The organism is Frankia sp. CcI49, assembly GCF_001983215.1.
GTDB lineage: Bacteria > Actinomycetota > Actinomycetes > Frankiales > Frankiaceae > Parafrankia > Parafrankia irregularis.
Map to the genome: position 1 here is coordinate 79,966 of NZ_MOWP01000025.1, position 25,298 is coordinate 105,263.

A 25,298-nucleotide genomic window follows, 5' to 3' on the forward strand; every position below is an offset into this window, starting at 1 on the left:
ACGCGGGGTATGAGGCTCGACCCCGCGTTCCTGTTCGGGCCCGTGAGCCGGATCGGCCGGGTGCTGCGGTGGCTGCGCCGCCATCTGCTCAGCATGTTCGTGGTGCTGGGGCTCATCGCGCTGGCGCTGAGCCTCATCGGCACCTACCAGCACTTCGCGGCCACGCCGGAAAGTTTCACGTGGACCAACGTGGTCTTCTTCGCGTCAACCCTGTTCCTCGCGGACGGGACGATGTTCGAGGGCGGCGGGCAGTTCCCTCCCGCGCTGGAGGTTGCCCGCTTCCTGGCGCCGCTGGCCACCGCGGTGGGCGTCGCCGATGCGGCCAGCACCCTTTTCGCGCACCGGTTCGAGCAGTTCCGGGCCCGGCACGCCCGCCGGCACGTCGTCGTCTGCGGCAGCGGCCCGACGGCGTCGGCGCTGGTGGACAAGCTGGTGGGGTCCAGGCGGGTGGTGCTCGTCGCAGAGGACGCCGAACGCGAGTACCCGGACGCCGAGCGCCCCCCGAACCTGCTCCGCATCAACGGGGATCCGGCCGAGCTGCTCGTGCTTCAGGGGGCCGGGGTCGCGCGTGCCGATGTCATCTACAGCTGCCTCGCCGACACCGCCTCCAACCTGGCCGTCACCCTCACCGCCCGGGCGGTCCTGCGGGCCGGGCGCACCCGCGCCCGGTTCCGCCGGTTCGCCGACGCCCGGGCGGACAACCCACTGCGCTGCCTCGCCCAGGTCGGAGACCTGTCGTTGCTCCCGCACCTGCGCGCGCGGTGGATCGGGCTGGAGGGCGACCCGGGCTTCCGGCTCGACTTCTTCGCGGTCGAGGTCCTCGGCGCGCATTCCCTGCTCAACAGCAACGCTCCGGCCTGGTCCCGGCCGGGGCACGACGACACCGCACCGCACCAACCGCCGCACCTGGTCGTCCTGGGCACCTCGGGCCTCGGGCAGGCCGTCGTCATGGAGCTCGCGCGGCGGTGGCGGGACAACAGCCCGGCCGGCGGCCCGTTGCTGTGCATCGTGCTGTGCGCACCGGACGCGTCCGTCAAGGCTGCCGCGATGCGCTCACGTGAGCCCGCGYTCGGCCGGGTCACGCTGCTGTGTCACGACAGCGCCTCCGGTGACGTCCCACCCGAACTCGTCCTGATCAGCCGCGCGCCGGGCGAGCCACCGACACCACCCGAGTTCGTGTACGTCTGCCATCGGGAGGAGGAGGAAGCCCTGCTGCGCGGTCTCGAGGTGGTCCGCGCGGTCGGTGCCGGCAGCCTCGGCGTCAACCGCACCAGGATCGTCGTGCGGACGGGGCGCCAACGCAGCTTCGAGGACGTGTTCGGCCCGCGTGAGCCACCCACCGACGAGACTGACCCGGCCGGAGATGGTGGGCTGCTCGACAACGTCGGCGGTGGGCTGCGGTTCTTCGCCGTGAACGACGAGGCACTGCCGCTCGACCCCGGAGCCAACGATCTCATCGAGAACTTCGCTCAGATCATCCATGAGAAGTACCTCACGAAGGAGCTCGCCGCGGGCGCGCAGATCGGCTCACGGCGCGGTCTGCGCCCGTGGGCGGAGCTGGCACCTGATCTCCAGGCCTCGAACCGGGCACAGGCGATCGGCTACAGCGAGGTCCTGCGCCGGCGGAACTGGATGCTGGTGCCCCTGGGGGAGCATGATCCGGAGTTCGTCTTCACCGAGGAGGAGGTGGAACAGCTGGCTCCCGAGGAGCACCTGAGGTGGCGGCGCGAACGGGAGAGCCGCGGGATGCGGTTCGGGCCCACCGAACAGGACGGCTCCCACCCGTCACTCATCGAGTGGGAGAGCCTCTCCGCGGAAGACCAGGACCGCAGCCGAGCCGTCGTGCTCAACATGCCGGTGGTGCTCGCCGCGGCGGATCTCGGCATCGTGCGGATGATGCCCCGACCGCCGGACCCGCCCGCCTGACCCGAACGTCTGACCCGACCCGAACGTCTGGCCCGGAAGCTGGTTCAGTGCAGGCGTTCGTCGGCCGGGCAGTCCAGGGCGCTGGCACGCGTCAGACCGTCCACCGACAGGCGCGCCGACAGACGGACGGCCCCACTGGACTGGGTGAGGATGCCGGTCCAGCCCCCCGCCGCGCGGAACACGCAGGCGTCACCTTCGGTGAGCTGCCAGTACGGGGTGTAGTGCACCAGGACCGTGGCGAAGCCCGGGTTCGCGAACGACACCGCGATCGAGCTGACGCCCAGCTCGGTGAGGGTGGCCGGCCCGTGGACCAGACCCGCGGAGTCCCGGACCAGCCAGATCTTCCAGTCCGCGTTCTGCCACGCGAGCTCCAGGTACGGCAGCCCGGAACGGAGCAGCTCGGCCTCGGCCACCGCGGACGGGTCGAGATCGACGTTCGGCAGCGCGACATAGGTGACGCCCCGGGCGAGCAGCCAGTCGTGATACGTCTCGGCCGTCAGCGTCCCGTCGTAGAACAGCGCGTTGTACTTGCTGTCGGCCTGGCGCAGCCAGCCCCGGCTCATCGGGATCCGCGGGGGCACATAACGTGCCTCCCAGTGCGACCGGGTGAAGGGAATCTCGACCCGGCCGACCGGCACGGGGCTGTCGTTGTCCAGGTAGTCCAGCATCTCGGTGTAGTAGCCAGGCGACGCGGACGGATCACCATGTGTGACCAGGGCTCCGTGGACCGGGCCGATCTGCCAGCCGATCAGCGGAATCGCCACCACGGCCAGCGCCCGCGGGCGGCCGGCCAGGAACACCGCGGCGGCCGGCCCGGCGAGCATCGTCGCCGGGCGGGCAATGTTGCCGCCGATCTGGGTGGGCACGAAGAAGAAGAAGATCGCCGCCGCCGCCCACAGCAGCAGACCGTTGCGGACCGCCCGCCGCTCCTTCGGCACCAGCAGCAGCCCGCACCCGATCAGGGCCAGCAAGGAGATGAACGTGACAGCCGGGAACGGCTGGTAGCCCTCGTCGGGGAAGGCCAGCGCGACGATGATCCCCGCGGTCGCGCCCAGGAACCCGGCGAGCACCCGGCGCGGCAGCGACCCGAGCAGAGCCAGGCCGACCATCAGCACGAAGCCGGCGGCAAGCGGCGACGCCAGCGACGACAACACCGCGCCGAGCCACACCAGCCAGACCCTGCGCTCCCTCGCGCCGACCAGCGCGAGGGCACCGAAGGCCATGCCGAGCGCGAACGGCATCCGGCCGACGACCAGGTTGGCCACGGTCGCGACCGCGAACCACACCAGCGCCAGATCATGCCCGCGGCGGCCCCCCGGCCCACGCAGCAGCCTCGTCACGATCGCGGTCGAGGCGACACACGCCAGCACCCCGATGGTCTGGACCCCAAGCAGGGCACCCAGCGGGGGAAAGAGCACACTGTAACCGAGTATGGGATGGCCGCCGTACCAACCGTCGTCCCACAGAAGCGCTCCGCCGTGCTCGAACAGCCAGACCCGATACTCCTGAGCKGGAGTGTCCGGGCCGGTCACGTCGAAGCACACCGAGATCAGACAGAGCACGGCGGTCAGCAGCCAGGGCCTGCGCACCACCGCGGTGCCCAGCGCCGCTGCCGCCTCGGCCAGCCGGCTACGGCGACGAGGGCCCACGGCGAGGCAGGAGGTCTGCGGGAGTGAGTCGTGGCGACGACCGGTCCCACTGTGGCGCGCCAGCTCGGGCGATTCCGGGATTTCGCCGGTGGTGGTCCCGAGCGGCGGATCAGGCGTCGCCAGCAGGCCCACCCGCCACCTCCCAGGCTCACACGGCCGGCCCCACCGGCACCCTGATCAACACGCACGGACACAGCGTCGACATCTTCGCCGCTGACACCGCCAGCGCCACCGACACCACCGGCACCACAGCCAGCGCCACCGGCACAGGCACCGCCGACGCAGCCAGCGCCACCCGCACCGCCGACGCAGCCAGCGCAGCCGACGCCACCGCTGCCGACACTGCGGGTGCCCCGGCCGGCCGCAGAGCAGGCACGCCGCCAGGGCGGCGACTGATCGTGGCGGGCACGATCGCCGCGATCATCGCCATGGTCGGCGAGGCCCGGCTCGGCCCCAGGGACCCACAGGCCAGCGACCCGTCGTCCTGGTGGGGAATTCTCCCATCCGCGCCCCCCTCGGACACGGTCAGGGGCGTGCTTGCGGCCACAGCGGTGCTGGCCGTGATCGCCCTCTGCCTGACCTGGGTCATCCTGCTGCGGCACGCGCTGCGTCACGCGCTCCCGGCCCGGACGGCCGCCGTCGCCGCCCTCGCGTGGGCAACCCCGTTCGCGGTTGGCCCTCCGTTGTTCAGCCGGGACGTCTACGCCTACGCGGCCCAGGGCGAGCTCGCCCGGTACGGGCTGGATCCGGCGACCCACGGGATCGGCGATCTGCTCTCACCGGAGGCGGCCGGAACGGCGGGCGCGGCGTTCGTCGCCGCCGTCGACCCCCGGTGGCGCGAGACACATGCTCCCTACGGCGGGCTCGCCGTGGGTGTGGAACGGTTCGCGGCGGCGGTCGGGAACGCTCTCGGGTCCGGCCCAGCCAACGTGACGGTCGTGCTGCGGATCATCGCCGTGGTCTCCACTGTTGCCCTCGTCCTGCTGATGCTGCGCCTGTGGCGCAGGCCGGGCCCACTCACCGCCGGGACGGGTTCGCTCACCGCGGCGAGCTCACCCGCCGGCACGGGCACGGAACCCGGCCCCGCGGACTCCTACGCCTCGATCGTGCTCGTCCTGCTCGCGGCCAATCCGTTCGTGATCATCCATCTGATCGGTGGAGCGCACCTGGACGCGCTCGCCGCGGCACTGCTCGCGGCCGCACTGGTCGTCGACCGGATGCGCATCCGCGAGCGGCCCTCCCCCAGGCACCATGACCTGTTGCTCGGCGCGGCGGCCGTGGCCCTGGCCTGCCTCGCCGGGAGCGTCAAGGCCACCGCCTTCCTCGGGGTCGCCTGGCTCGTGGTCGCCCACGCCCGGGACGGATGGCGACGATCCCTGGGAGCGGACGTCGCCGCCGGGACGATCGCGGTGGTCGCCGCCAGTGCCGCGGGCGGCTTCGGGCCGACCTGGCTCGGCGCGCTGGCGACGTCCGGCAAGCTCGAGACGGGTGTGGCTCCGGCGTCGATCCTCGCGACCGCGGCCGGTGCGCTGGGCCACCTGGTCGGGCTGGATGTCACGGACGACAGCCTGCTGCGGGCCACCCGCGCCCTGACCCTGCTCACGGCTGGTCTCATCGTCGGCTGGCTCCTGTTGCGGGCCTGGTCAAGGCCGCCCGCAAGCGGACACCGGGATGATCTGGCCGTCGTGGGCTACGGCGGGATGGCCGTGGCTCTCGGTTCCCCGGTGCTCTACCCGTGGTATCTCGCGCTCAGCGTGCCGTTCCTGGCAGCGCTCGTCGCGCTCGCCGCGCTCGACCGACGGACCAGGGCGGTGCTCGCACTGGTCGTGGTCACGTCGGTGTGGCTGTGTGCCGCGACGTTGTCCCCGCTCGCCGCAACCTGGCGGCTGCTCGGCCGAGCCGGGGCACCTGGCGCGGTAGCCGCGGCGGCACTGGTTCTGCTCGCGCTGGCGGCGGCGGCACCGCGGGTCCAGCGGCGCGCGGCCCGCCGGCGGTAGCCCGCAGCGCATACCACGCGGCTACTACAAGCAGCAGGTTCCGCGCGATCAGCAGCAGCCCACCGACGACCCGGCCCTGCACGACATCGTTGTACCGCCAGGGGTAGACGATCTGCGTCAGCACGCAGGCGGCCACGAGCAGCACCGTCAGGTCCCGCCGGCCGGCCCACAGCCCACCCCGCCGCCAGCATTGCCACCACCGTTGCCGCCAGCCTCGCCGTCCGGGCAGTCGGCCGAGAGGGTGCCCGTCCGGCTGGCTGACCGAACCGCCCGGCTGCCCGGGGCCGTCCGGCGCCGGGCCGGTGCAGGCGAGCTGGGCCGCGGCCAGCGCAAGCAGCCAGACCAGATACTGCGGGCTCAGCACCCGTGACGTGATCATGATGATGAGTACCGCCGCCAAGGCGCGGCCCGCGGTCCCGGCCGCGGTTGCAGCCGCGGGTCGCGCCTCTTTCTCCCGCGGCCGGCGTCCCCACCACCACACCGCCGCCACACCGATCAGAGCCATCTCGACGAGAGAACACGCGGAGGCGACACCCCGGGCGGCCGGGCTGTCGAACTGGAGCGACCCGTAGGAGTACGTCGGGCCGGAGCCGGCCCCGAACATCGCGGCCACCACGAAGGGTGTGGCCGGTACCGCCTCGACCTGCAGGCCCCGGGCCCGCTGTGCGTCCAGGAAGCCGAGCGCGCCGTGCCACCAGCCGGCGGTCAGGAGCACCGCGGACAGCCCGGCGACCACGGCCGCGGCACCGGCCGCGATCCACCCGCACCGCGCCGGGGCCGCGTGCCGACGGCCGAGGGCGACGAGCAGCAGCCCCGGCCACACCTTCACCGCGGCGCCGAAGGCCACCCATCCACCGAAGCGACCGAACCGGTCGCGGTCGCCGCCGGGGCCGGGGCCCGAGCTGGGACCAGAGCCACTGCCACCGCGGCCCAGCGCGAGCACGGCCGCGAGCGCACCGGCGGCGGGCACCAGGTCGAAACGGGCCACGGTGACCGGGCCCAGCGCGAGGGTGCCCAGTAGCCACCAGTCCGCCGCGCGGCGCGAACGCCGGGCCAGCGCCCAGGTCACGACCGCGTCGAGCCCGAGGATCAGCAGGTAGAACGAGACCTCGTACGGGACACCCAGCAGTTCCCTCGGCACGGCCGGCAGTGCCAGCACCATCGCGGCGCCCGGCGGGTACTGCCACTTCTCGTCACCGGGAACCTGCCCCTGCGCGACGAGCGTGTGCCCCCAGTCCCGGTAGAGATCCACATCGCCGAGAACGCTCTGCTGCGCGCCGAACACCTGCCCGGCCAGCGCCAGCACGAGGAGCACCGCACGGCTCAGTACCCAGCGGACGAGCAGCGGGCGGCCGAACAGCGACCGGCCGAACGGACTCACCCAGGCACGTCGCATCTGCCGAAAAGTACCTGCCGCGCCGGCACGGCAGGTACCGGCGTGAGAAAGTCATCGCCATGCGAGTACGCTTCGCTACCTAGCGTTACATCACCGGCTCGGCGTCCCGATGGCCAAGCGTCACCCGCCCTGGACGCTGCCCGACAGCAGAAGTCACGGAGGTGCTCTGTGATCCTCGGGACCGGCTCCGCCTGGGACACGGCGTGCGTGCAGCTTGCCGACGCCGTCCGCCACCTGGGCCTGGACGACGGCATGCACGACCTGCTGCGCACCCCGCGCCGATCGATCTCCGTCTCGGTGCCGCTGCTGCGCGACGACGGGCAGCTGCTCGTCCTGTCCGGCTACCGGGTCCAGCACAACCTGGCGCGCGGGCCCGCCAAGGGCGGCCTGCGCTACCACCCATCCTGCGATCTTGACGAGGTCAAGGCCCTCGCCATGTGGATGACCTGGAAATGCGCGCTGATGGGGATCCCCTACGGCGGGGCGAAGGGCGGGATCGCCGTCGAGCCGGGCCTGCTCTCACGGCAGGAACGTGAGCGGATGACCCGGCGGTACGCGGCCGAGCTGGTGCCGCTGATCGGGCCGGACAAGGACATCCCGGCCCCGGACGTCGGCACCGACGAGCAGACCATGGCCTGGATCATGGATACCTACTCCACGCACACCGGCCACACCGCCGCGGGCGTGGTCACCGGCAAGCCGCTGTCGATCGGCGGGTCCGCCGGGCGGGCCGGGGCCACCAGCCGTGGCGTCCAGCTGGCGGCGTTCGCCGCGCTGCGAGAGCTCGACAAGGAGCCCAGGGAGACCACGGTCGCCGTGCAGGGCTTCGGCAAGGTCGGTGCGCTCGCCGCCCAGTACCTGCACGACGCCGGCTGCCGCCTGGTCGCGGTGTCCGACGTCAAGGGCGGCGTCCACAACAGCGCCGGGCTCAACCCGACCGCGCTGATCCGGCACGTGGCCCGCGGCGGCGACACGGTCGTCGGCTACCCCGGCACCGACACGATCACCAACGACGAGCTGCTCGAGCTCGACGTCGACATGCTGGTCCCCGCGGCGCTCGAAGGTGTGATCAACGTCGGGAACGCCGACCGGGTCAAGGCGCCACTGATCGTCGAGGGCGCGAACGGACCGGTGACGGCGGAGGCCGACCGGATCCTCACCGGGAACGGCACGGTGATCGTGCCGGACATCCTCGCCAACGGCGGCGGCGTCGCCGTCTCCTACTTCGAATGGGTGCAGGACATCCAGGCGTACTTCTGGTCGGAGGACCAGGTGAACGACCGCCTGCGCGAGCTGATGCTGCGCGCCTACCGGGAGGTCTCCGCGCTGGCCCGCGAGCGGCGGGTGAGTCTGCGCACCGCGGCCCACATCATCGGCGTCGCCCGCGTCGCCGAGGCGCACCGGACCCGGGGCCTGTACCCCTGACCTGCTGGCCCCCGCGCTGCGGGCCGGCGGGCTCCGGCCCGTGTCGACCGACCTCCTCCGCGACCATCCTGGCCAGCGCGAACAGGGCGGCCTCGGCGTCCGCCGGCGCGGTCCGGTTGCGGCGCCGATGGCCGCAGTCCACACAGTGATGGGTCAGGATGCTGTCCCTGGCCCGCATCTCCACCGCGACCGGGCGCATCAGCCCCCGGCACGCCGCCGCGCGGTCGCCGGGGTGGACGTCCACATGCCGCGACCACAGGCAGGCCGGACAGTGGTTCGTGTAGCCGTCACCCCGGACCGCCGCCCCGCACACCAGGCACTCGAAGTCCTCCGGCGTGCGGGCGAACCGGCGGGACTCACCCCCGGCCCCCTCTTCGGGGCCTGCCGTCTCCTCATGCGGTAGCACCGCTCAACGGTATGAGTCGCCCCGCCTGCGCGGTATGGGCCAGCGGCACTGGGCCGATGCCGTCGACGCCACAGGCCGTCGACGCTGGGGGCCGTCGACGCTATGGGCCACTGAGGGCCGACGCGCCCGGTGTGTCCGGAGGAACGAACCGGGATGTGGGACCCACGGGATGAAATAGTGGGCGGCGTCCCTGCCTCCCCAGCGAGGCTGCCGCCCCGCAAGGAGGTTCGCCGTGCCCCCCGCCCCCGGATCGGACGCTGCCGATTCCGGCCCGGCGATGGGCGGCGGCAGCCTGAGCGAGCGGGATGCCCGGATGCTGGCGTTCGAGAAGAAGTGGCCGGTGCACACCGGCCCCAAGGATGCCGCCATCCAGGCCGAGTTCGGTCTGTCGTCGACCCGCTATTACCAGAAGCTGCATGTACTGATCAAGTCACCAGCCGCGCTGGCCGCCGAGCCGATGCTCGTCAACCGGCTGCAGCGGCTGCTTGACGAACGCCGGCGCGCCCGCGCCGGCGCCCTGGACGACGCCGGCGCGCCCGGCGGCGACGGTCCCGACGACGCCTGAGGAGAGCCCCGTGCCCAGTGGCTCCCGCCCCTACCGAACCCGCGGTAGTGACCGCCTGCGCATGGCAGCCGCCATCGCCGTGTCCGTGCTGGCCGTGCTCGCCGGCATCCTGCTGGTGAACCTGTTCAACCCCCAGTCCGACAGCGATGACGACGTCACCGCCGCGGGGGCGAGCCCCATCCGGACCGAGTCCGCCGAGCGGACGAGCCCGCCCGAGCCGGCCGAGTCCGCCGCCTCCACCGCTCCCGCCCCGTCCACCAGGCCGGCGGAGCCCACCGATGAGGCCACGACCCGGCCACCGGCACCGACCACTGCCGCGGCGACACCGAAACCCGGGTCCGATCCGGCGGGGCCGCACGCGTTCGCGCCCGTCATCGTGCTGAACAACTCCCGGATCGCCAAACTCGCCGACCGCGCGGCCGACAAGGTGGAGGCCGCCGGCTTCAAGGTCGAACGGACCGGCAACTACGTGGGCCAGTACAACGTCCCGGTCACGACCGTCTTCTACGACCCCGAGGACGCCGAGGCCGCTCGCACCCTGCTGGAGACCGTCCCCGGGATTGATCGCATGGTCCCCCGCGCCGAGACGCGAATCATCGAGACGGACACCCTCATCCTGGTCATCACCAGGGACTTTCCTGCCGGCGACCAGCCCTGACGGCAGCCGGCCCGCCACCACCCACCGCATGCGACCGGGAGCGATCGTGACCGAATCCTCGACCTCGCCGCCCACCGGCCGGGCCGCGCCCGCCACCGTGGAATCCCCGCCGACCCCGCGCACCCCGGCCGGCGGCGCCGGTCTGGCCGCCCTGTTGACCGCGCCGGAGAACGCCCTGGTCGCGCTCGACTACGACGGCACCCTGTCACCGATCGTGTCCCGGCCCGGGGACGCCGTGCCCGCCCCGGGCGCCATGGCGGCGCTGAGCCGGATCGCCCGCCGGGTCGGCACCGTGGCGATCATCACCGGCCGGCCGGTGGACGCCGTCCTGCAGCTCACCGAGGCGGCGCGGTTCGCCGACCTCGGCCGGCTGCTCGTCCTCGGCCAGTACGGGCTGCAGCGCTGGGACGCCGAGACCGGGCAGACCACCAGCCCGGAGCCGCTGCCCGGGGTGGGCACCCTGCGCGGTGCCCTCACCGAGGCACTCCAGGATGCCCCGGCCGGGACGTCCGTCGAGGACAAGCAGCACGCCCTGGTCGTGCACGTCCGGCGGACCGCCGACCCGGACGCCACGCTCGCCGCGCTGACGCCGGCCCTGAGCCGGCTGGCCCAGGACCACGGTCTGGAGGCCGCGCCCGGTAAGCGGGTGCTGGAGCTGCGCCCACCCGGTCATGACAAGGGCCGGGCGCTGCGGGCACTGGTTGCCGAGCGCGGGGCCCGGTCGGTGCTGGTCGCCGGTGACGACCTGGGCGACCTGCCCGCGTTCGAGGCGGTCGACGAGCTGCGGGCCAGCGGCGTGGGTGGCGTCACCGTGTGCAGTGACAGCCCCGAGGTGCCGGACGCACTGCGCCTGCGGGCGGATCTGGTCGTCGACGGCCCGGCCGGCATGGTCACGCTGCTGGAGGTCCTGGCCGACCGGCTGATGCCCTGATCCTGGCCCTGACCTGCCTGCTGCCCTCACCTACCGGGCCCGGCACCCTCACCTACCGGGCCCGGCGGCGGAGTCGAGGAGCTAGCCGCGCTGGTCGGCGATCTCGTCGAGCTGCGCACGGAACCACGCGCGCGGCGGCAGCTGCGCGGCGATCGCGGCGAGCCGCCCGGTCCGGGCGCACCGTTGCGCCGGGTCCATGGTCAGCGCGGTGTGCATCGCCTCCGCGGTGGCGGTGACGTCGAACGGGTTCACCACCAGGGCGTCGGCGGACATCTGCGAACAGGCGCCGGCCTCCCGGGAGAGGATGAGAACGGCGTTCTCCGTCGAGACCACCATCCCCTCTTTCGCGACGAGGTTCATCCCGTCCCGGATGGGGTTGACCACCAGGACGTCCGCCAGGCTCATCGCGGCCAGCGAGCGCGGGAAGTCGTCGCTGATCTCCAGGTGCACGGGCAGCCAGCTCTCGGTGCCGAACTCGGCCTCGATCTCCGCCGCGATGCGCTGCACGGCCGCGGTGTACTCGCGGTACTCGGGCAGATCGTGCCGCGACGGGTACGCGCAGACCAGATGCATCACCCGCCCGTGCCATTCCGGATGTGTGCGCAGCAGCTCGCGATAGGCGTCCAGCCCGCGGACGATGTTCTTCGACAGCTCGGTGCGGTCGACCCGCACCACCAGCCGGCAGCCACCGGCCAGCTCACGCAGCTCGGCCACCCGCTCCTGCACATCCGGCCGGGTGGCGCGGTCCCGCAGCTCGGCGGCGTCCACACCGAGCGGGTAGAGACTCGTCCGGACCGTGCGCCCGCCGGCCGTGACCGCATCGCCCTCGACTGTCGCGCCCAGGATCTCCGCGCAGCACTCCCGGAAGGCCTCCGCCCAGGCGGGGGCGAGGAAACCGAGCCGGTCGGCCCCGAGCATGCCCCGCAGGATGGCCGCCGCCACCGAGTCGGGCAGCATCCGGAAGTACTGCGGCGGCGACCAGGGTGTGTGGCTGAAGTGGGCGATGCGCACATCCGGCCGGATCGCGCGCAGCAGCGCCGGCACCAGCGTCAGGTGATAGTCCTGGACGAGGACGCACGCCCCCGGCGCGGCCTGCTCGGCGAGCGCCTCGGCGAAGGCGGCGTTGTAGTCCTCGTAGGCTGCCCAGTCCTGCCGGAACGACGCACCGAAGCTCGGTTCCGTCGACGGCGAGTGCAACAGGTGCAGGACGAACCAGAGCGTCCGGTTGGCGACCGCGTTGTAGGCGCGGTCGAACAGCACCCGGTCCAGGTCGAGCATGCGGACCGAGGCACCGCCGGTGTCGTAGCCGGCCTGGTCGATGCGGCCGCCCGGCGCCGAGCGGGCCGCCCGGCGGTCGGCCTCGCTGAGCGCGGTACAGACCCACAGCAGCTCGCCGCCGTCCTCGGGTGCGTCCTGCACGACCTGGGCGAGGCCGCTGACCAGCCCGCCGCCACCGCGCCGAGGGATCAGCAGGCCGTCATCCCCGACCGCGAAGGAGACCGGACCCCGGTTCGACGCGACCAGCAGGTCGGCCTGGAACGAGCCGGCACCGGCCTGCGCCGCGAGCTCCCCGATGCCCGGCATGTGACGCACACAGCGGAGCGTAGGACATCGAGCGCCCTGTCGGGGTGTCATCCCCGCACGGCGGGGCTATCGGGCTGCCCCGACACCCCCGCACGGGGGTGTCGGGTTCATCACCAGTCGTTACCGACTATTACCAGTTGTTACCGGCTGTCGATGGCGCTGCGGACGGCGCTTGCCCAGCCCAGCCCGACCGCGTCCGACTCGACCACCACGTTGTCGTGCTTGGTGAGCAGTTCGGCGATGTCGGGATGGCGCACCGCGTTGGCCACCAGATGCATCCGGCCCACCGAACGAGCCATCTCCAGATCACTGGCCGAGTCGCCGATGGCGATGGCGTCGGCCGGGTCGATCCCGCGCCGCTTGAGGTCGTAGGCCACCGCCTCGCCCTTGCTGACACCGTCCGGCACCAGGTGATATACGTGAGGTATCTCACCGAGGTCGGGCATGTTCGCCGGCGAGACCAGCCCGTTGTCACGCATGCTCAGCCAGCCGAAACCGGTTTCGGCGAGCCATTCGTCCACCTCGGCGACGTTGATCTTGCCGCGCAGCATGACGTCGATCTCTCGGCCCGCGTGCCAGGGCGAATGCAGCTCGAGGCGACCGGGGTGAAGCCGGATCAGCTCGTCGAGCAGGCTCTCCGGCACCTGCGCGTAGGAATCCGGCATGGCCCCGCGCAGGATCTCGCTGTCGAGCCAGGTTCCGCTGGTCCACCCGACGATGGCGCCCAGCTCCCCGATGAACCCGTCCGCGCCGAAGATCCCGGCGGCCTCCACGAGCTGCGGCCGCGTCCGCCCCGAGACCAGGACCAGCGCGACACCGGCCTCATGCAGATCCACCAGCGCGCGGGCCGGTTCCAGGGTGCTGGCCCCGCCCTCGGAGCGGAAGAAGCATCCACGCGGGCCGACCATCGTTCCGTCAAGATCGGTATAGACGATCCGTACAGGCACGCTTACGTCTCCCTCAGTTCGTGACGCCCGTCCGACCCCACAAACTACGGTGCACACCCGCCCACACGCGGACTACAGTACGGACAGACAACTTCATCTGGCTCATCCAGAGGGGCAGAGGGAACGGCCCAGCGAAGCCCCGGCAACCACCGACGCGACCCTGCGCGGCAGGTGCTAATTCCGACCCGGGACGCAGCCGGCGCCCGGGAAAGATGAGGAGTTCACGCATGACTCTCGCGCCCGAGCGCGCCACTCTCCCGAGCCCGGATACCGCGAACCCCGCTGTTTCGCTGTCCTGTCGCCACTGCGGAGCCACCTATCCGCTGTCGCCGACGCACGTCTGTGTGGAGTGTTTTGCGCCACTCGAAATCGCCTACGACGAGGACCGGCTGCGCCGGGTCACCCGCGAGTCGATCGAGGCCGGCCCGCAGAACCTGTGGCGCTACGTGGGGCTGCTGCCCTCCGGGCACGTCGCCGAGCGGCGGGTCTCGCTGGGTGCCGGCTGGACGCCGCTGCGCCCCGCGCCGCGGCTGGCCGCCGAGCTGGGCATGCGCACCCTGTGGGTGAAGGACGACAGCGCCAACCCGACGCACTCGTTCAAGGACCGGGTCGTCTCGGTGGCCCTCACCGCCGCCCGTGACCTCGGTTTCACCACCGTGGCCTGCGCGTCCACCGGCAACCTCGCCCAGTCGGTGGCCGCCCACGCGGCGTCCGCCGGGCTGCGCTCGATCGTGCTCGTCCCGCACGACCTGGAAGCCGGCAAGACCGTGTCGACCGCGGTCTACGGCGGCACGCTCGTCGCCATCCAGGGCAACTACGACGACGTGAACCGGCTGTGCAGCGAGCTCGCCGGCGAGTACGAGTGGGCGTTCGTCAACGTCAACGTGCGGCCGTTCTACGCCGAGGGCTCGAAGACGCTCGGGTACGAGGTCGCCGAGCAGCTCGGCTGGCGGCTCCCCGGCCAGGTCGTCGTCCCGATCGCGTCCGGGTCGCTGCTCACCAAGGTCGACAAGGCCTTCGGTGAGCTGGGCAAGCTCGGCCTGGTCGAGCCCACCCCGTACAAGGTCTTCGGCGCCCAGGCCGCCGGTTGCAACCCGGTCGCCTCCGCGTTCGCCCGCGGCGTCGACACGGTGTCCCCGGTGAAGCCGTCCACCATCGCCAAGTCACTGTCGATCGGCAACCCGGCGGACGGCCCGTACGCCCTCGACGTCGCCCGCCGCACCGGCGGCGCGATCACGGACGTCACCGACGAGCAGATCGTCGACGGCATCCGCCTGCTCGCCCGCACCGAGGGCATCTTCGGCGAGACCGCCGGCGGCGTCACCGTCGCCTGCCTGCGCCGCCTGCTGGACGAAGGCCGCCTCGACCCGGACGTCGAGACCGTCATCTACAACACCGGTGACGGCCTCAAGACGCTCGACCCGCTGGTGCCCACCGGTGGCCCGACCGCGACGATCCGGCCGTCGCTGTCCGCCTTCGAGGCCGCCGGCCTCGGCGACGACTGATCCACCGCACGCTGATACCACGGCTTGGACCACGGCGGCCAGGCGGGCACACGGTCAAGGATTTACTAAACTCCGGATGTGGGTGAGTGGGAGATCCGCGTCACGCGTGAGTGCCTGAGCTGGATCGACGGGCTTGATCCGAGGTCCAGGGCCCTCGTCGCCGACGCGATCGACCGGCTTGCTGACGCGGGGCCGAGCCTTGGCCGCCCGCTTGTCGACCGCCTGGCCGGCTCCGAGATCCACAATCTGAAGGAGCTCAGACCGCCTTCCGCCGGCACGTCCGAGATCAGGATCATCTTCGTATTCGACCCTTGGCGCTCGGCGATCCTGCTGGTCGGCGGGGACAAGTCGGGCGACTGGTCTGGCTGGTACCGCAGGGCGATTCCGCTGGCGGAAGAGCTGTACGTCGAGTACGCGAAGGAACGGGAAGCCGAGGAGGGCCGGTCATGACAAAGTTTCCCAAGTGGAGCGACGTCCGCGCTGAGCTGATCTCCAATGCCGGCGGCGCGGAGGCACTGGCCGAGGCCCGTCGACGCAATCAGGCCTACATCGACGGGTATCGCCTCGCGGAGCGTCGCAGGCACCTTGGTATCACCCAGACCGAGGTCGCCGAACGCATGGGCATCAGCAAAAGCCGGGTCTCGCAGATCGAGTCCGGCGAGGTGTCGACCATCGACGTCATCGCCCGGTACGTCGACGCGCTCGGTGGCGAGATCCAGATCACCGCGGTCTTCGGTGACGACCTGTACATCCTGCGCGGTACCGACACCCCGGCCGCGTAGACCACGCCGCCTCTGTCCGCCTTCGAAGCCGCACCTCGGAGGCGGACAGCGCGTTTTCGGGTGCCTTCCCAGTCAGCGATTCCCCCGGGCGGTGCTCGTCTCACGCCGGGGCGCCTCACGCCGGGGCGCGTCACCGCGGGACCGCCCCGGGCCGCCGCGGRAGGCGCCGCCGGGTTGAGGCCCGGCTTCGTCGCCCAGCTGCCATTGCGCCAGCGCCCTGGCTGACAGGCGCGTGTACCGGGCAAGCGAGGCGACCGAAGTGAGCCCCGAGTAGGCCAGCAGTGTCGAGGTGTTCGCCCCGTCCTCGGCGGCGTGGGTGAGCGCCGAGTGGCGAAGCTGGTGCAGCGTCGCTCCGTCGGTCGCGGTGTTGAAGATGTCGGCGGCGCGCCGGTAGGCCAGCCGGGTGCCACGGTCGGTGCGGAACACCGGCCCCGCCTCGCGGCCCATCAGCAGCTGTGGCAGCAGCCGGGCGGTCCCGGCCCGCCAGATGATCACGGCCACGGCGTTGCGTCGGCGATGCACCGGCGCGCACCGGTGCCGCAGATCCAGATCCTCGACGTCGAGGGCCAGGACCTCCGAAGCCCTGGCGGCGGTCTCGTACAACATCCACCACAGCACCCGTTCGCGCAGGTCGACGTTCTCTCGGGTGACGAGTTCCGCGACCGCTGCGCGGGACAGCGTCCGGGTCTGTGCGGGGGCTCGACCGCGGCGGCGCACCTCGGCAGTCGGCTCGGTGACGATCCAGCCCTGGTCACGCCAGTAACCGGCCGCCGAGCGCAGCGTGTCGAGGTTGCGGTTGAACGTCGCCGGTGCGCGCTGCCCCCACCGGCCCGTGAACCAGACCGCCAGCGCACTCGCCGCACCCGGCTCGTCAAGCACCGCAAGCGGCGCCCCGGCGCCGAGATAGTCGCGTAGCTGCCGTAACGTCAGCGCGTAGACCCGCCGGGTACCCACATTCCCGGAATGATCAAGGGTACCCAGGAAGAGGGCTATACCCTCCCCCACCGTCAGCGCCCGGACAATGCCCACGACTCCTCCTCGGAAAACAATTCAGACACCTTCGCCGAACTCTCTTCGGGGCGACTTGAACTCGGTTCTCGGTACACTTCGGAGATTTCCACCGACGGGTACCGATCCCAGCCGTGGAACGCACGAAAACCGCTCCCAGCCCGTACCGGATAATTCCATCGAGCCGGGCGCGGCAAAAATTCTGATTCCGCCCGCTCCCCCGTTTCCTCGGGGTGTCCTTCATGGAGTCCGTACCGCTCGTGGAGCAGGCGCATCGGCCGCGGGGCCCACCAGTTGTAGTCGCCCGCCAGTGCCATGAACGCCGGGACCAGGATCGCGCGCACGACGGTCACATCGAGAATGACGGCGACCGCGAGACCCACCCCGACCATCCTGATGATGCTGATCTCCGAGGTCGCCACGCCGATCATGACGACGATCAGGGCGAGTGCCGCACACGTGATCAACGGGCCGGTGGAGCCCAGACCACGTGCGACCGACCGGGCGTTGTTCCCGGTGCGCAGATACTCCTCCCGGATCCGGGAGAGCAGGAAGATCTCGTAGTCCATGCTCAGCCCGAACGCGATGCAGAACATCAGCACCGGGCTGGTCAGCTCCGTCGTTCCCGAGATCTGCAGGCCTTCGGTCAGCACCCCGACGTGCCCCTCCTGGAAGACCAGGACGAGAACACCGAGCACGGCCGCCAGATTGAGCGCGTTGAGGACCAGTGCCTTGATCGGCAGAACGACACTGCCGGTAAAAAGGAACAACAGGACGAAGGTCACCAGCACCACCATGCCGACGGCACGGGGCAGGCTGCGAACCACCTTGTCCCGCGTTTCCAGCAGGTGGGGAGCGATTCCACCGGCGTAGACCGGAAAAGGGGATGGCACCGCGCGTATCCGCCCGATCATCTCCCTCGTCTCGGCGGAGACGGCGTCCGGGTGATCGGGCCACAGAGAAAGCCACGCCCCGCCGTGCACCCCGATGAACGAACCACCGTCCGCCGGTGCCGGCATCACCTGATGCCCGCCGGCGAAGCTTCCGGCCGCCGTGTCGACCCGGGCCACTCCCGGCACCGCCGACACCGCGACGGCATAGCCACTGAGCTGGGCCGCGGCAATCGGATCGCGGGCGTCCACCCCGGGCACGACGAGCGGGATCTGGCACGGCAGACAGATGGCGAAGTCATCTCGCATGGCGTCGTTGACGATGTGCGACTCGGACGTCGCCGGCAGGACGGTGTCATCCGCGAGCGCCACTGTCAGATCCCGCAGCGGTGCCGCCAGGATCAGCATCACCGCGACGGCCGCGCCGCCGAACAGCAGGGGACGTGCCATCACCATCCGCGCGATACCGGCCCAGACAGCCCCGGGCTCGCGCCGCGCCCGGCGACCGGCCCGCCCCCGGCGATCCCGCCTGCCGAGGGTGCCCGCCGTGCTGCCCGAGCGGTGGGCCGGATGTTCCACCCCGGCCCACCGCTGTCGGCGGGCGTCGATCCGATCCCCCAGGACCATGATCGCGGCGGGAAGGAGGAGCAGCGCGGCGACCTCCGAGGTGATCACCACGGCGACGCCCGCGAACGCGTAGGAACGCAGGTACGGCAGCGGGAACAGCAGTGCTCCCGTCAGGGACAGCGCGACGGTCACCCCGGAGAACAGGACGGTGCGTCCGGCGGTCTGCAGGCTGACCCGCAGGGAGTCGGCCCGAGAGCGCCCGTTGCGCTGCTCCTCCCAGAACCGGCGCAGGATGAACAGGCTGTAGTCGACGGCGAGAGCGAAGCCGAGCGCGGTGGTGAGGTTGAGCGAGAACACCGAGATCGGTGTCATCTCGGCCAGTACACGCAACAGCGCGATGCTGGCGATGACCGCGCTGCCGCCCACCAGCACCGGCAGCAGTGCCGCGGTCACACCGCCGAAGGCGTAGAGGAGGACGGCGAAGACGAGTGGCGCGGTGACGAGCTCCGCCCGTTCGAGATCCTCCCGGCCGCGTTCGGTGACGTCGCGCATCGTCGCGGGTGCGCCACCGAAGGTCACCTGTACGCCGGGGCCTCGGTGCGCGTACTTCTCGTACAGCTGGTCGAGCCTTTTCTGGACCTCGTCCTCGGTGCCGGTGAGCCGGAACAGGATCAGGGCGGACCGACCGTCCCGTGACCGGAACAGCTCGCTGCGACCGGCCTGGCCCCAGTAGGAGACGACCGCGGTGACACCGGCTTCCCCGGAGAGCTGGGTGGTGAGGTCCTGGCCCAGCCGGGCCGGGGTGGGACCGTCGATGCCTCCGGCCGCGGTGAGGAGGACAGCCACGTTCGGCGGGGCGCCGGGAAACTCGGAGTCAAGCAGCGCCTCGGCCCGGGCCGCGGGGTCTTCGGGCGCGTAGAACCCGCCCACGGCCAGGTGCCCGAAGATGCCCGCGGCCCATGGCGCCGCCAGTACCAGCAGCAGGCCGGCGATCGTGAGCACTCGCCAGGGACGGGTAGTGGCGGCACCTGCCAGCAGGGCGAACAAGCCACCGCGCTGTGTCCGCGGCTCGTCAGACCGGGTTTCCAGCCGGGAACCGTGCTCATCCGCGCCGGGCCACCGCGGTGCGCCCACCGCCATACACACCCCTTCCACCGACTATCCGTTCAGTACACTTCTGATATCAGTCGACTGATATCTCTGACATTTCATCGGAGGGATTACCCGACCTCCGCCGGAGTTCGTTCCCTCCACAACCAACGCATCCGCGCAGGCACATCCATCCATCCAGAGTGATTCAGATGCTCGCGCAGGAGGATTCGTAGTCTCGGGAAGTTGAGCCCGTTTTAATACCCCCTTTTTGGGGTACCTGGAGAAGCCCTAAAACACGTAGGTTCTGGCCTCGTTCGTCTTGCTTCCCAACAAAAAGGTTCATGGGTTGACGAGCGGCGAACCGCTCCGCCCCGCAGACCGGTACGACACAGCACAGATCAGGTCACGGTTTTAGCGACGCCAGAAGCGGATTGTTATGCTTTGACCGTTTCTAGATGTTGATCAATCTCGGTTCCGAACACCGTCCGGAACACGGCGTGAGCGAATCCGGCGGCTCCGCACGGTCACTTGTCCCGGTTGTTGGGGCCCTGCGCCACCCGATCGACCAGCCGTCCGATCGACCGAGGAGCAGGTACAAGGTGACCGTCAGGACAGGCAACGAGAGAACCGGCGACGATGGTCGAGACACCCAGAGTGCCCGGCGCGACCAGTTCCTGACCCAGGTCGTCACCAGGCTGCGGGCCCGGACCGGCGTGGACCTGGTGGCAGGCGGACACGTCGAGCCGCATACCCGGAACATCAGCATCCGCTGCGTCAACGGCGCAAGAAGCTGCAGGCTCCCTGCTGCCACGATCCCGCCGAACGAGGGGGTCAGTGGGCGGGCCGTGGCGCTTGGCCGGTACACCCTGGTCGAAGGCGGCAGATGGGTGATGCCGGCTCTCGCCGATGACGTGGACCTCACGGCCTGCGGAGGCATGCGCTCGGTGCTGGCCGTTCCCCTGCGGTTCGACGGCCGTGTGCTGTTCGTGTTCTACCTGGCCCGACGATCCGGTCAGATCGGGGCCGCGACCACCAGAACAGCGCTGTCGTTCATAAGCCGCCTGGCGGCTCTGATCGCCCAGTTCACGCAGACAGACCGGCTCGGTGGGCTGCTCCGCCTGAAGATGGAGATCCAGGCTCTGTGGGAGATCGGCGTCCACCTGGACGAACTCGCCAAGCAGGCCAGCACGCCGCTGGCCCGGGAGCGGATTGCCATCATTCAGCAGCTGCTCGAAGACAGCCTGTTCGAAACGGTGACGGCGGACCAGACCGCGTTCAGCCTCACCCGACGGGAGGTCGAAGTGCTCGACCTGGTGGCGCAGGGCCTTTCCAATGCCGAGATCGCCACCCGGCTGGTCGTCAGCCCGGAAACCGTCAAGGCCTACCTGCGGAGCATCCGTAACAAGCTGGGCGTACGGAATCGGACAGCGGCAGTGGATGTCGGCCGTAGATCAGGGCTGCTGGGCTGACCGCACGGCCAGTCCGAGCGGAGCCCGCCGACGGTCAGAGCGGAGCCGGCGGCGGCCCCGCGCCGAGCCGGACACAGAGCCCGGAAGCGGGCTGGCCGGGCCCCGCCGGCGTGCCCGCGCCACACCGTCACGCGGAGCGGCACGCGCTTGCACTCTCCCATGGCGAGTGCTAAACAGGACCTGGCACTCTCCCCACGGGAGTGCCAAAGGCTGAAACGACGAGGCTTCCTGGTCGTCCTCCCGTTCAGGCGGGGAGCCGGGTCGGGCCGTCCGTCGCGGGCGTCGTTGTGGCCAGGCCATCGAACTGCCATCCCCCTGGGAGGACCCAGACACCATGCCGAAGATCATTGCCTTCGACGAGGAGGCACGGCGCGGCCTGGAGCGCGGCATGAACCAGCTGGCCGACGCTGTCAAGGTCACGCTCGGCCCCAAGGGTCGCAACGTTGTCCTGGAGAAGAAGTGGGGCGTCCCCACGATCACCAACGACGGCGTCAGCATCGCCAAGGAGATCGAGCTCGAGGACCCGTACGAGAAGATCGGCGCGGAACTCGTCAAGGAAGTAGCGAAGAAGACCAACGACGTCGCGGGTGACGGCACCACCACCGCGACGATCCTGGCCCAGGCACTCGTCCGCGAGGGCCTGCGCAACGTCGCCGCCGGCGCGAACCCGATGGGCCTGAAGAAGGGCATCGAGGCCGCCGTCGAGCGCGTCTCCGAGGAGCTCATCAGCGTCGCCAAGGACGTTGAGACCAAGGAGCAGATCGCCTCCACCGCCTCCATCTCCGCCGGTGACCCGGCCATCGGCAGCATGATCGCCGAGGCGATGGACAAGGTCGGCAAGGAAGGCGTCATCACCGTCGAGGAGAGCAACACCTTCGGCCTGGAGCTCGAGCTCACCGAGGGTATGCGCTTCGACAAGGGCTACATCTCGCCGTACTTCGTCACGGACACCGACCGCATGGAAGCTGTCCTCGACGACCCGTACATCCTCATCGCCAACAGCAAGATCTCGGCGGTCAAGGACCTCCTCCCGATCCTGGAGAAGRTCATGCAGGCCGGCAAGCCGCTGGCGATCATCTCCGAGGACGTCGAGGGCGAGGCCCTGGCCACCCTGGTCGTCAACAAGATCCGCGGCACCTTCAAGAGCACCGCGGTGAAGGCCCCCGGCTTCGGTGACCGCCGCAAGGCCATGCTGACCGACATCGCCGTGCTGACCGGCGGCCAGGTCATCTCCGAGGACGTCGGCCTCAAGCTCGAGGGCACCACCGTCGACCTGCTGGGCCGCGCCCGCAAGGTCGTCATCACCAAGGACGAGACCACCATCGTCGAGGGTGCTGGCGACGCGGACCAGATCGCGGGCCGGGTCAACCAGATCCGCAACGAGATCGAGAAGTCCGACTCGGACTACGACCGCGAGAAGCTGCAGGAGCGGCTGGCGAAGCTCGCCGGCGGTGTCGCGGTCATCAAGGTCGGCGCGGCCACCGAGGTCGAGCTCAAGGAGAAGAAGCACCGCATCGAGGACGCCGTCTCGAACGCGAAGGCCGCGGTCGAGGAGGGCATCGTCGCCGGCGGTGGCGTCGCTCTCCTGCAGGCGTCCACCAGCGCCTTCGAGAAGCTCGAGCTCACCGGTGACGAGGCGACCGGGGCGAACATCGTCCGGCTCGCGCTCGAGGCGCCCATCAAGCAGATCGCGTTCAACAGCGGTCTCGAGGGCGGCGTCGTGGTCGAGAAGGTGCGCAACCTCCCGACCGGCCACGGCCTGAACGCGGCCACCGGCGACTACGTCGACATGGTCGCCACCGGCATCATCGACCCGGCGAAGGTCACCCGCTCGGCGCTGCAGAACGCCGCGTCGATCGCCGGCCTCTTCCTCACCACCGAGGCCGTCATCGCCGACAAGCCGGAGAAGGACAAGGCCCCGGCCATGCCGGGCGGCGGCGGCGAGATGGACTTCTGAGTCCAGTTCCCGCGCTCTGACGAGCAGAAGGGGCGGTTCCGGCTTCGGCCGGGCCGCCCCTTTCGCATTCCTCTGAACGGCCTGCCATCAAGTTACCGAACGGTAGTAAGATCGGCGTCCGCGGGTCGCGACCGTAAGACTTCGACAGTGGACGGAGCAACAGGCACGATGAAAAGCGTGGTACAAGCTCCCGCTCCGCTACGAGCCCATCGCCCAGGTCTCGTGCTGCCGTCGCCGCCGGTCACCGTCGCCGACCTCGACAAGATCGTCCACGATGCCGCGCGAGTCGAGATCCTGGACGGGCTCCTGGTCGCCCGGCCGTGGCCGACGCCGCTGCGCGCACGGGTGACGGACCGGCTCAGGACCCTGCTCACCGACACGGCGACCTCCGGCGCGCAGGTGTTCACCAGCGTCCAGGTGGAGCTGTCCCCGCGGTGCCTGCTGGTGCCGGACATCGCCGTCGTCGCGGTCGGCGACCCGGCGCGGCGGCGGATCGCCGAGACACCTTTCGCGGTGGTCGAGATCGCCGACGCGAGCACCCGCCGCTACGACCGAACCCTGAAGCTCGACCTCTACCGCGAGTTCCGGATCCCGGTGTGCTGGCTGGTCGACCCCGACTCGGCGACCATCGAGGCCTTCGAGCTGGTCGGGGCCGACTACGTCCCGGCCGGTGTCGTGCGCGGTGACGACAGGCTGGTCGCCACCCGGCCGTTCCCGGTCACGGTCACACCGGCAGCGCTCATCGACCCGCCGGAAGACTGAGCCGGCGGTCAGCTGAGCCCGCCGGAGAGCTGAGCCCGCCGGAGAGCTGAGCCGGCGGGCGGCGCCGAGGGGTCCCGGCCCTCAGCCGATGTCGTCCGCGTCGACGATCGTGTAGGCGTAGCCCTGCTCGGCCAGGAAGCGCTGGCGGTGCGCCGCGTACTCCTGGTCGAGGGTGTCCCGCGAGACCACGGTGTAGAAGTGCGCCGACCGGCCGTCCGACTTCGGGCGGAGCACCCGGCCGAGCCGCTGGGCCTCCTCCTGCCGGGAGCCGAAGGTGCCGCTGACCTGGATCGCCACCCCGGCCTCGGGAAGGTCGATCGACACGTTGGCCACCTTGGAGACCACAAGGGTCGTGATCTCGCCGCTGCGGAACGCGTCGAAGAGCCGCTCCCGCTCCTTGTTGCGGGTCGAGCCCTGGATGACCGGCGCGTCGAGCAGGCGCCCGAGCTCGTCGAGCTGGTCCAGGTAGGCGCCGATGATCAGGACCCGGTCATCCGCGTGCCGTTCGGCGAGCCGGCGCACCACCGCGCTCTTGCTGTGCGCGGTGGAGCACATCCGGTACCGCTCCTCCGGCTCGGCGACCGCGTAGGTCATCCGCTCGTCGTCGGTGAGCGTGACCCGGACCTCCGTGCACTCCGCGGGCGCGATCCAGCCCTGGGCCTCGATCTCGCGCCACGGCGCGTCGTAGCGCTTCGGCCCGATCAGGGAGAACACGTCGCCCTCCCGGCCGTCCTCACGGATGAGGGTCGCGGTGAGCCCAAGCCGGCGGCGCGACTGGATGTCGGCCGTCATCCGGAACACCGGCGCCGGCAGCAGATGGACCTCGTCGTACACGATGAGACCCCAGTCGCGCGCCCCGAACAGCTCCAGGTGCAGGTACTCGCCCTTCCGCCGGGCCGTCATCACCTGGTAGGTGGCGATGGTGACCGGCCGGATCTCCTTGCGCTCGCCGGAGTACTCGCCGATCTCGTCCTCGGTCAGGGACGTCCGCCGCAGCAGCTCGTTACGCCACTGGCGGCCCGCGACGGTGTTGGTGACCAGGATCAGCGTGGTCGCGCCGACCTGGGCCATCGCGGCGGCGCCGACTACCGTCTTGCCCGCGCCGCTGGGCAGCACCACGACGCCCGAGCCGCCCTCCCAGAAGCCGGCGACCGCGCCCTTCTGGTATTCGCGCAGCTCCCAGCCGTCCTGGCGCAGCTCGATGGGGTGCTTCTCGCCGTCGACATACCCGGCGAGGTCCTCGGCGGGCCAGCCGACCTTCAGCAGGGCCTGCTTGAGCCGGCCGCGCTCGGACGGATGGACCGCAACCGTGTCGTCGTCGATGCGCGCGCCGAGCATGGGCGCGACCCGCTTCGCCCTGGTGACCTCGGTCAGGACCGCGCGGTCCAACGCCCGCAGCACCAGGCCGTGCACCGGGTCCTTCTCCAGCCGGAGCCGGCCGTAGCGGTCCATCGTGTCGGCGATGTCGACGAGAACCGCGTTGGGGACGGCATAGCGCGAGTAGCGGACGAGGGCGTCCACCACCTGCTCCGCGTCATGGCCGGCCGCGCGGGCGTTCCACAGCGCGAGCGGCGTGACCCGGTAGGTGTGCACGTGCTCGGGGGAACGCTCCAGCTCGGCGAAGGGCGCGATCGACGCACGGGCCCGCCCGGCGAGCGGGTGATCGACCTCCAGGAGCAGGGTCTTGTCCGACTGGACGATCAGGGGCCCATCCGGCAAAGCCCGCCACCGCCTTCCGCTGTTGTCACATCCACCGCACTCGACGGTACAACCAGCGGCAAC

Annotated in this window: 19 protein-coding genes, 1 pseudogene and 1 riboswitch; of the genes and pseudogenes, 12 read left to right on the plus strand and 8 right to left on the minus strand. The window is 71.0% G+C overall.

Annotation, left to right across the window (positions count from 1 at the left end; all coding sequences use genetic code 11):
* Positions 1 to 9: 9 nt before the first annotated feature.
* Positions 10 to 1,926 (plus strand): NAD-binding protein, encoded by a 1,917-nt coding sequence (locus CcI49_RS21615; RefSeq protein WP_076828899.1) that lies wholly within the window; start codon positions 10 to 12, stop codon positions 1,924 to 1,926.
* Between the two features lie 44 nt (positions 1,927 to 1,970).
* On the opposite strand, the gene CcI49_RS21620 is transcribed toward CcI49_RS21615, so the two are convergent.
* Positions 1,971 to 3,707, minus strand: a complete 1,737-nt coding sequence (locus CcI49_RS21620; protein ID WP_054568942.1) for a hypothetical protein — start codon at positions 3,705 to 3,707, stop codon at positions 1,971 to 1,973.
* Between the two features lie 296 nt (positions 3,708 to 4,003).
* Between CcI49_RS21620 and mptB the strand changes: the two genes are divergently transcribed.
* Positions 4,004 to 5,572 (plus strand): polyprenol phosphomannose-dependent alpha 1,6 mannosyltransferase MptB, encoded by a 1,569-nt coding sequence (mptB, locus tag CcI49_RS42625; RefSeq protein WP_241840182.1) that lies wholly within the window; start codon positions 4,004 to 4,006, stop codon positions 5,570 to 5,572.
* A gap of 478 nt (positions 5,573 to 6,050) precedes the next feature.
* On the opposite strand, the pseudogene CcI49_RS43490 reads toward mptB, so the two are convergent.
* Positions 6,051 to 6,968, minus strand: a pseudogene (locus CcI49_RS43490) (glycosyltransferase 87 family protein); the annotation flags it as partial.
* A 168-nt stretch (positions 6,969 to 7,136) separates the two neighbouring features.
* On the opposite strand from CcI49_RS43490, the gene CcI49_RS21635 reads away from it, so the two are divergent.
* Positions 7,137 to 8,393: a Glu/Leu/Phe/Val dehydrogenase gene (locus CcI49_RS21635; protein WP_054568941.1), complete on the plus strand. Its 1,257-nt coding sequence runs from the start codon at positions 7,137 to 7,139 to the stop codon at positions 8,391 to 8,393.
* Here the strand turns inward: CcI49_RS21635 and CcI49_RS21640 are convergent.
* Positions 8,338 to 8,799 carry an RNHCP domain-containing protein gene (locus CcI49_RS21640; protein WP_076828907.1) on the minus strand — a complete coding sequence of 154 codons (462 nt, stop codon included), beginning with the start codon at positions 8,797 to 8,799 and terminating at the stop codon, positions 8,338 to 8,340. The two genes, CcI49_RS21635 and CcI49_RS21640, sit on opposite strands and share 56 nt — an antisense overlap.
* Positions 8,800 to 9,031: 232 nt before the next feature.
* Here CcI49_RS21640 and CcI49_RS21645 point away from each other — a divergent pair, with 232 nt between their 5' ends.
* The 3 genes from CcI49_RS21645 to otsB are packed head-to-tail and all read left to right on the plus strand — an operon-like array spanning position 9,032 to position 10,953.
* Positions 9,032 to 9,364 carry a DUF3263 domain-containing protein gene (locus CcI49_RS21645; RefSeq protein WP_054568939.1) on the plus strand — a complete coding sequence of 111 codons (333 nt, stop codon included), beginning with the start codon at positions 9,032 to 9,034 and terminating at the stop codon, positions 9,362 to 9,364.
* A gap of 10 nt (positions 9,365 to 9,374) precedes the next feature.
* Positions 9,375 to 10,022 carry a LytR C-terminal domain-containing protein gene (locus CcI49_RS21650; protein WP_054568938.1) on the plus strand — a complete coding sequence of 216 codons (648 nt, stop codon included), beginning with the start codon at positions 9,375 to 9,377 and terminating at the stop codon, positions 10,020 to 10,022.
* A gap of 46 nt (positions 10,023 to 10,068) precedes the next feature.
* Positions 10,069 to 10,953 carry a trehalose-phosphatase gene (gene otsB, locus CcI49_RS21655; protein WP_054569164.1) on the plus strand — a complete coding sequence of 295 codons (885 nt, stop codon included), beginning with the start codon at positions 10,069 to 10,071 and terminating at the stop codon, positions 10,951 to 10,953.
* 81 nt (positions 10,954 to 11,034) lie between these two features.
* Here the strand turns inward: otsB and CcI49_RS21660 are convergent, their stop codons facing one another.
* Positions 11,035 to 12,537 (minus strand): trehalose-6-phosphate synthase, encoded by a 1,503-nt coding sequence (locus tag CcI49_RS21660; protein ID WP_054568937.1) that lies wholly within the window; start codon positions 12,535 to 12,537, stop codon positions 11,035 to 11,037.
* Positions 12,538 to 12,677: 140 nt separating this feature from the next.
* Positions 12,678 to 13,484 (minus strand): HAD hydrolase family protein, encoded by an 807-nt coding sequence (locus CcI49_RS21665; RefSeq protein ID WP_076828909.1) that lies wholly within the window; start codon positions 13,482 to 13,484, stop codon positions 12,678 to 12,680.
* A gap of 99 nt (positions 13,485 to 13,583) precedes the next feature.
* Positions 13,584 to 13,703, plus strand: a riboswitch (SAM riboswitch).
* A gap of 8 nt (positions 13,704 to 13,711) precedes the next feature.
* Here CcI49_RS21665 and thrC point away from each other — a divergent pair.
* The 3 genes from thrC to CcI49_RS21680 all read left to right on the plus strand — a co-directional run bounded on the left by thrC (position 13,712) and on the right by CcI49_RS21680 (position 15,771).
* A complete protein-coding gene (gene thrC / locus CcI49_RS21670) occupies positions 13,712 to 14,989 on the plus strand; it encodes a threonine synthase (protein WP_076828911.1) in 1,278 nt (425 codons plus the stop codon).
* Positions 14,990 to 15,067: 78 nt separating this feature from the next.
* Positions 15,068 to 15,439, plus strand: coding sequence for a type II toxin-antitoxin system RelE/ParE family toxin (locus CcI49_RS21675; RefSeq protein WP_076828913.1), 372 nt, complete (start codon positions 15,068 to 15,070; stop codon positions 15,437 to 15,439).
* A complete protein-coding gene (locus CcI49_RS21680) occupies positions 15,436 to 15,771 on the plus strand; it encodes a helix-turn-helix transcriptional regulator (protein ID WP_054568933.1) in 336 nt (111 codons plus the stop codon). The genes CcI49_RS21675 and CcI49_RS21680 overlap by 4 nt, the downstream gene beginning before the upstream one ends.
* A 72-nt stretch (positions 15,772 to 15,843) precedes the next feature.
* On the opposite strand, the gene CcI49_RS21685 is transcribed toward CcI49_RS21680, so the two are convergent.
* Together CcI49_RS21685 and CcI49_RS21690 are read right to left on the minus strand one after the other, a co-directional pair.
* Complete coding sequence (locus CcI49_RS21685) at positions 15,844 to 16,800, minus strand: site-specific integrase (protein WP_198955589.1); 957 nt, start codon at positions 16,798 to 16,800, stop codon at positions 15,844 to 15,846.
* The gene (locus CcI49_RS21690) at positions 16,779 to 19,376 is read right to left on the minus strand and encodes an MMPL family transporter (RefSeq protein WP_076828918.1); all 2,598 of its coding nucleotides are present in this window, start codon (positions 19,374 to 19,376) and stop codon (positions 16,779 to 16,781) included. The genes CcI49_RS21685 and CcI49_RS21690 overlap by 22 nt, the downstream gene beginning before the upstream one ends.
* A 551-nt stretch (positions 19,377 to 19,927) precedes the next feature.
* On the opposite strand from CcI49_RS21690, the gene CcI49_RS21695 reads away from it, so the two are divergent.
* The 3 genes from CcI49_RS21695 to CcI49_RS21705 all read left to right on the plus strand — a co-directional run bounded on the left by CcI49_RS21695 (position 19,928) and on the right by CcI49_RS21705 (position 23,516).
* On the plus strand, positions 19,928 to 20,797 hold the full coding sequence (locus tag CcI49_RS21695) for a LuxR C-terminal-related transcriptional regulator (RefSeq protein WP_235498191.1): 870 nt from the start codon (positions 19,928 to 19,930) through the stop codon (positions 20,795 to 20,797).
* Between the two features lie 334 nt (positions 20,798 to 21,131).
* Positions 21,132 to 22,754: a chaperonin GroEL gene (gene groL, locus CcI49_RS21700; protein ID WP_076828920.1), complete on the plus strand. Its 1,623-nt coding sequence runs from the start codon at positions 21,132 to 21,134 to the stop codon at positions 22,752 to 22,754.
* A 168-nt stretch (positions 22,755 to 22,922) separates the two neighbouring features.
* Positions 22,923 to 23,516: a Uma2 family endonuclease gene (locus CcI49_RS21705; RefSeq protein ID WP_054568930.1), complete on the plus strand. Its 594-nt coding sequence runs from the start codon at positions 22,923 to 22,925 to the stop codon at positions 23,514 to 23,516.
* Positions 23,517 to 23,597: 81 nt separating this feature from the next.
* Here CcI49_RS21705 and CcI49_RS21710 read toward each other — a convergent pair whose 3' ends face one another.
* Positions 23,598 to 25,235: a DNA repair helicase XPB gene (locus CcI49_RS21710; RefSeq protein ID WP_076828923.1), complete on the minus strand. Its 1,638-nt coding sequence runs from the start codon at positions 25,233 to 25,235 to the stop codon at positions 23,598 to 23,600.
* Positions 25,236 to 25,298 lie beyond the last annotated feature (63 nt).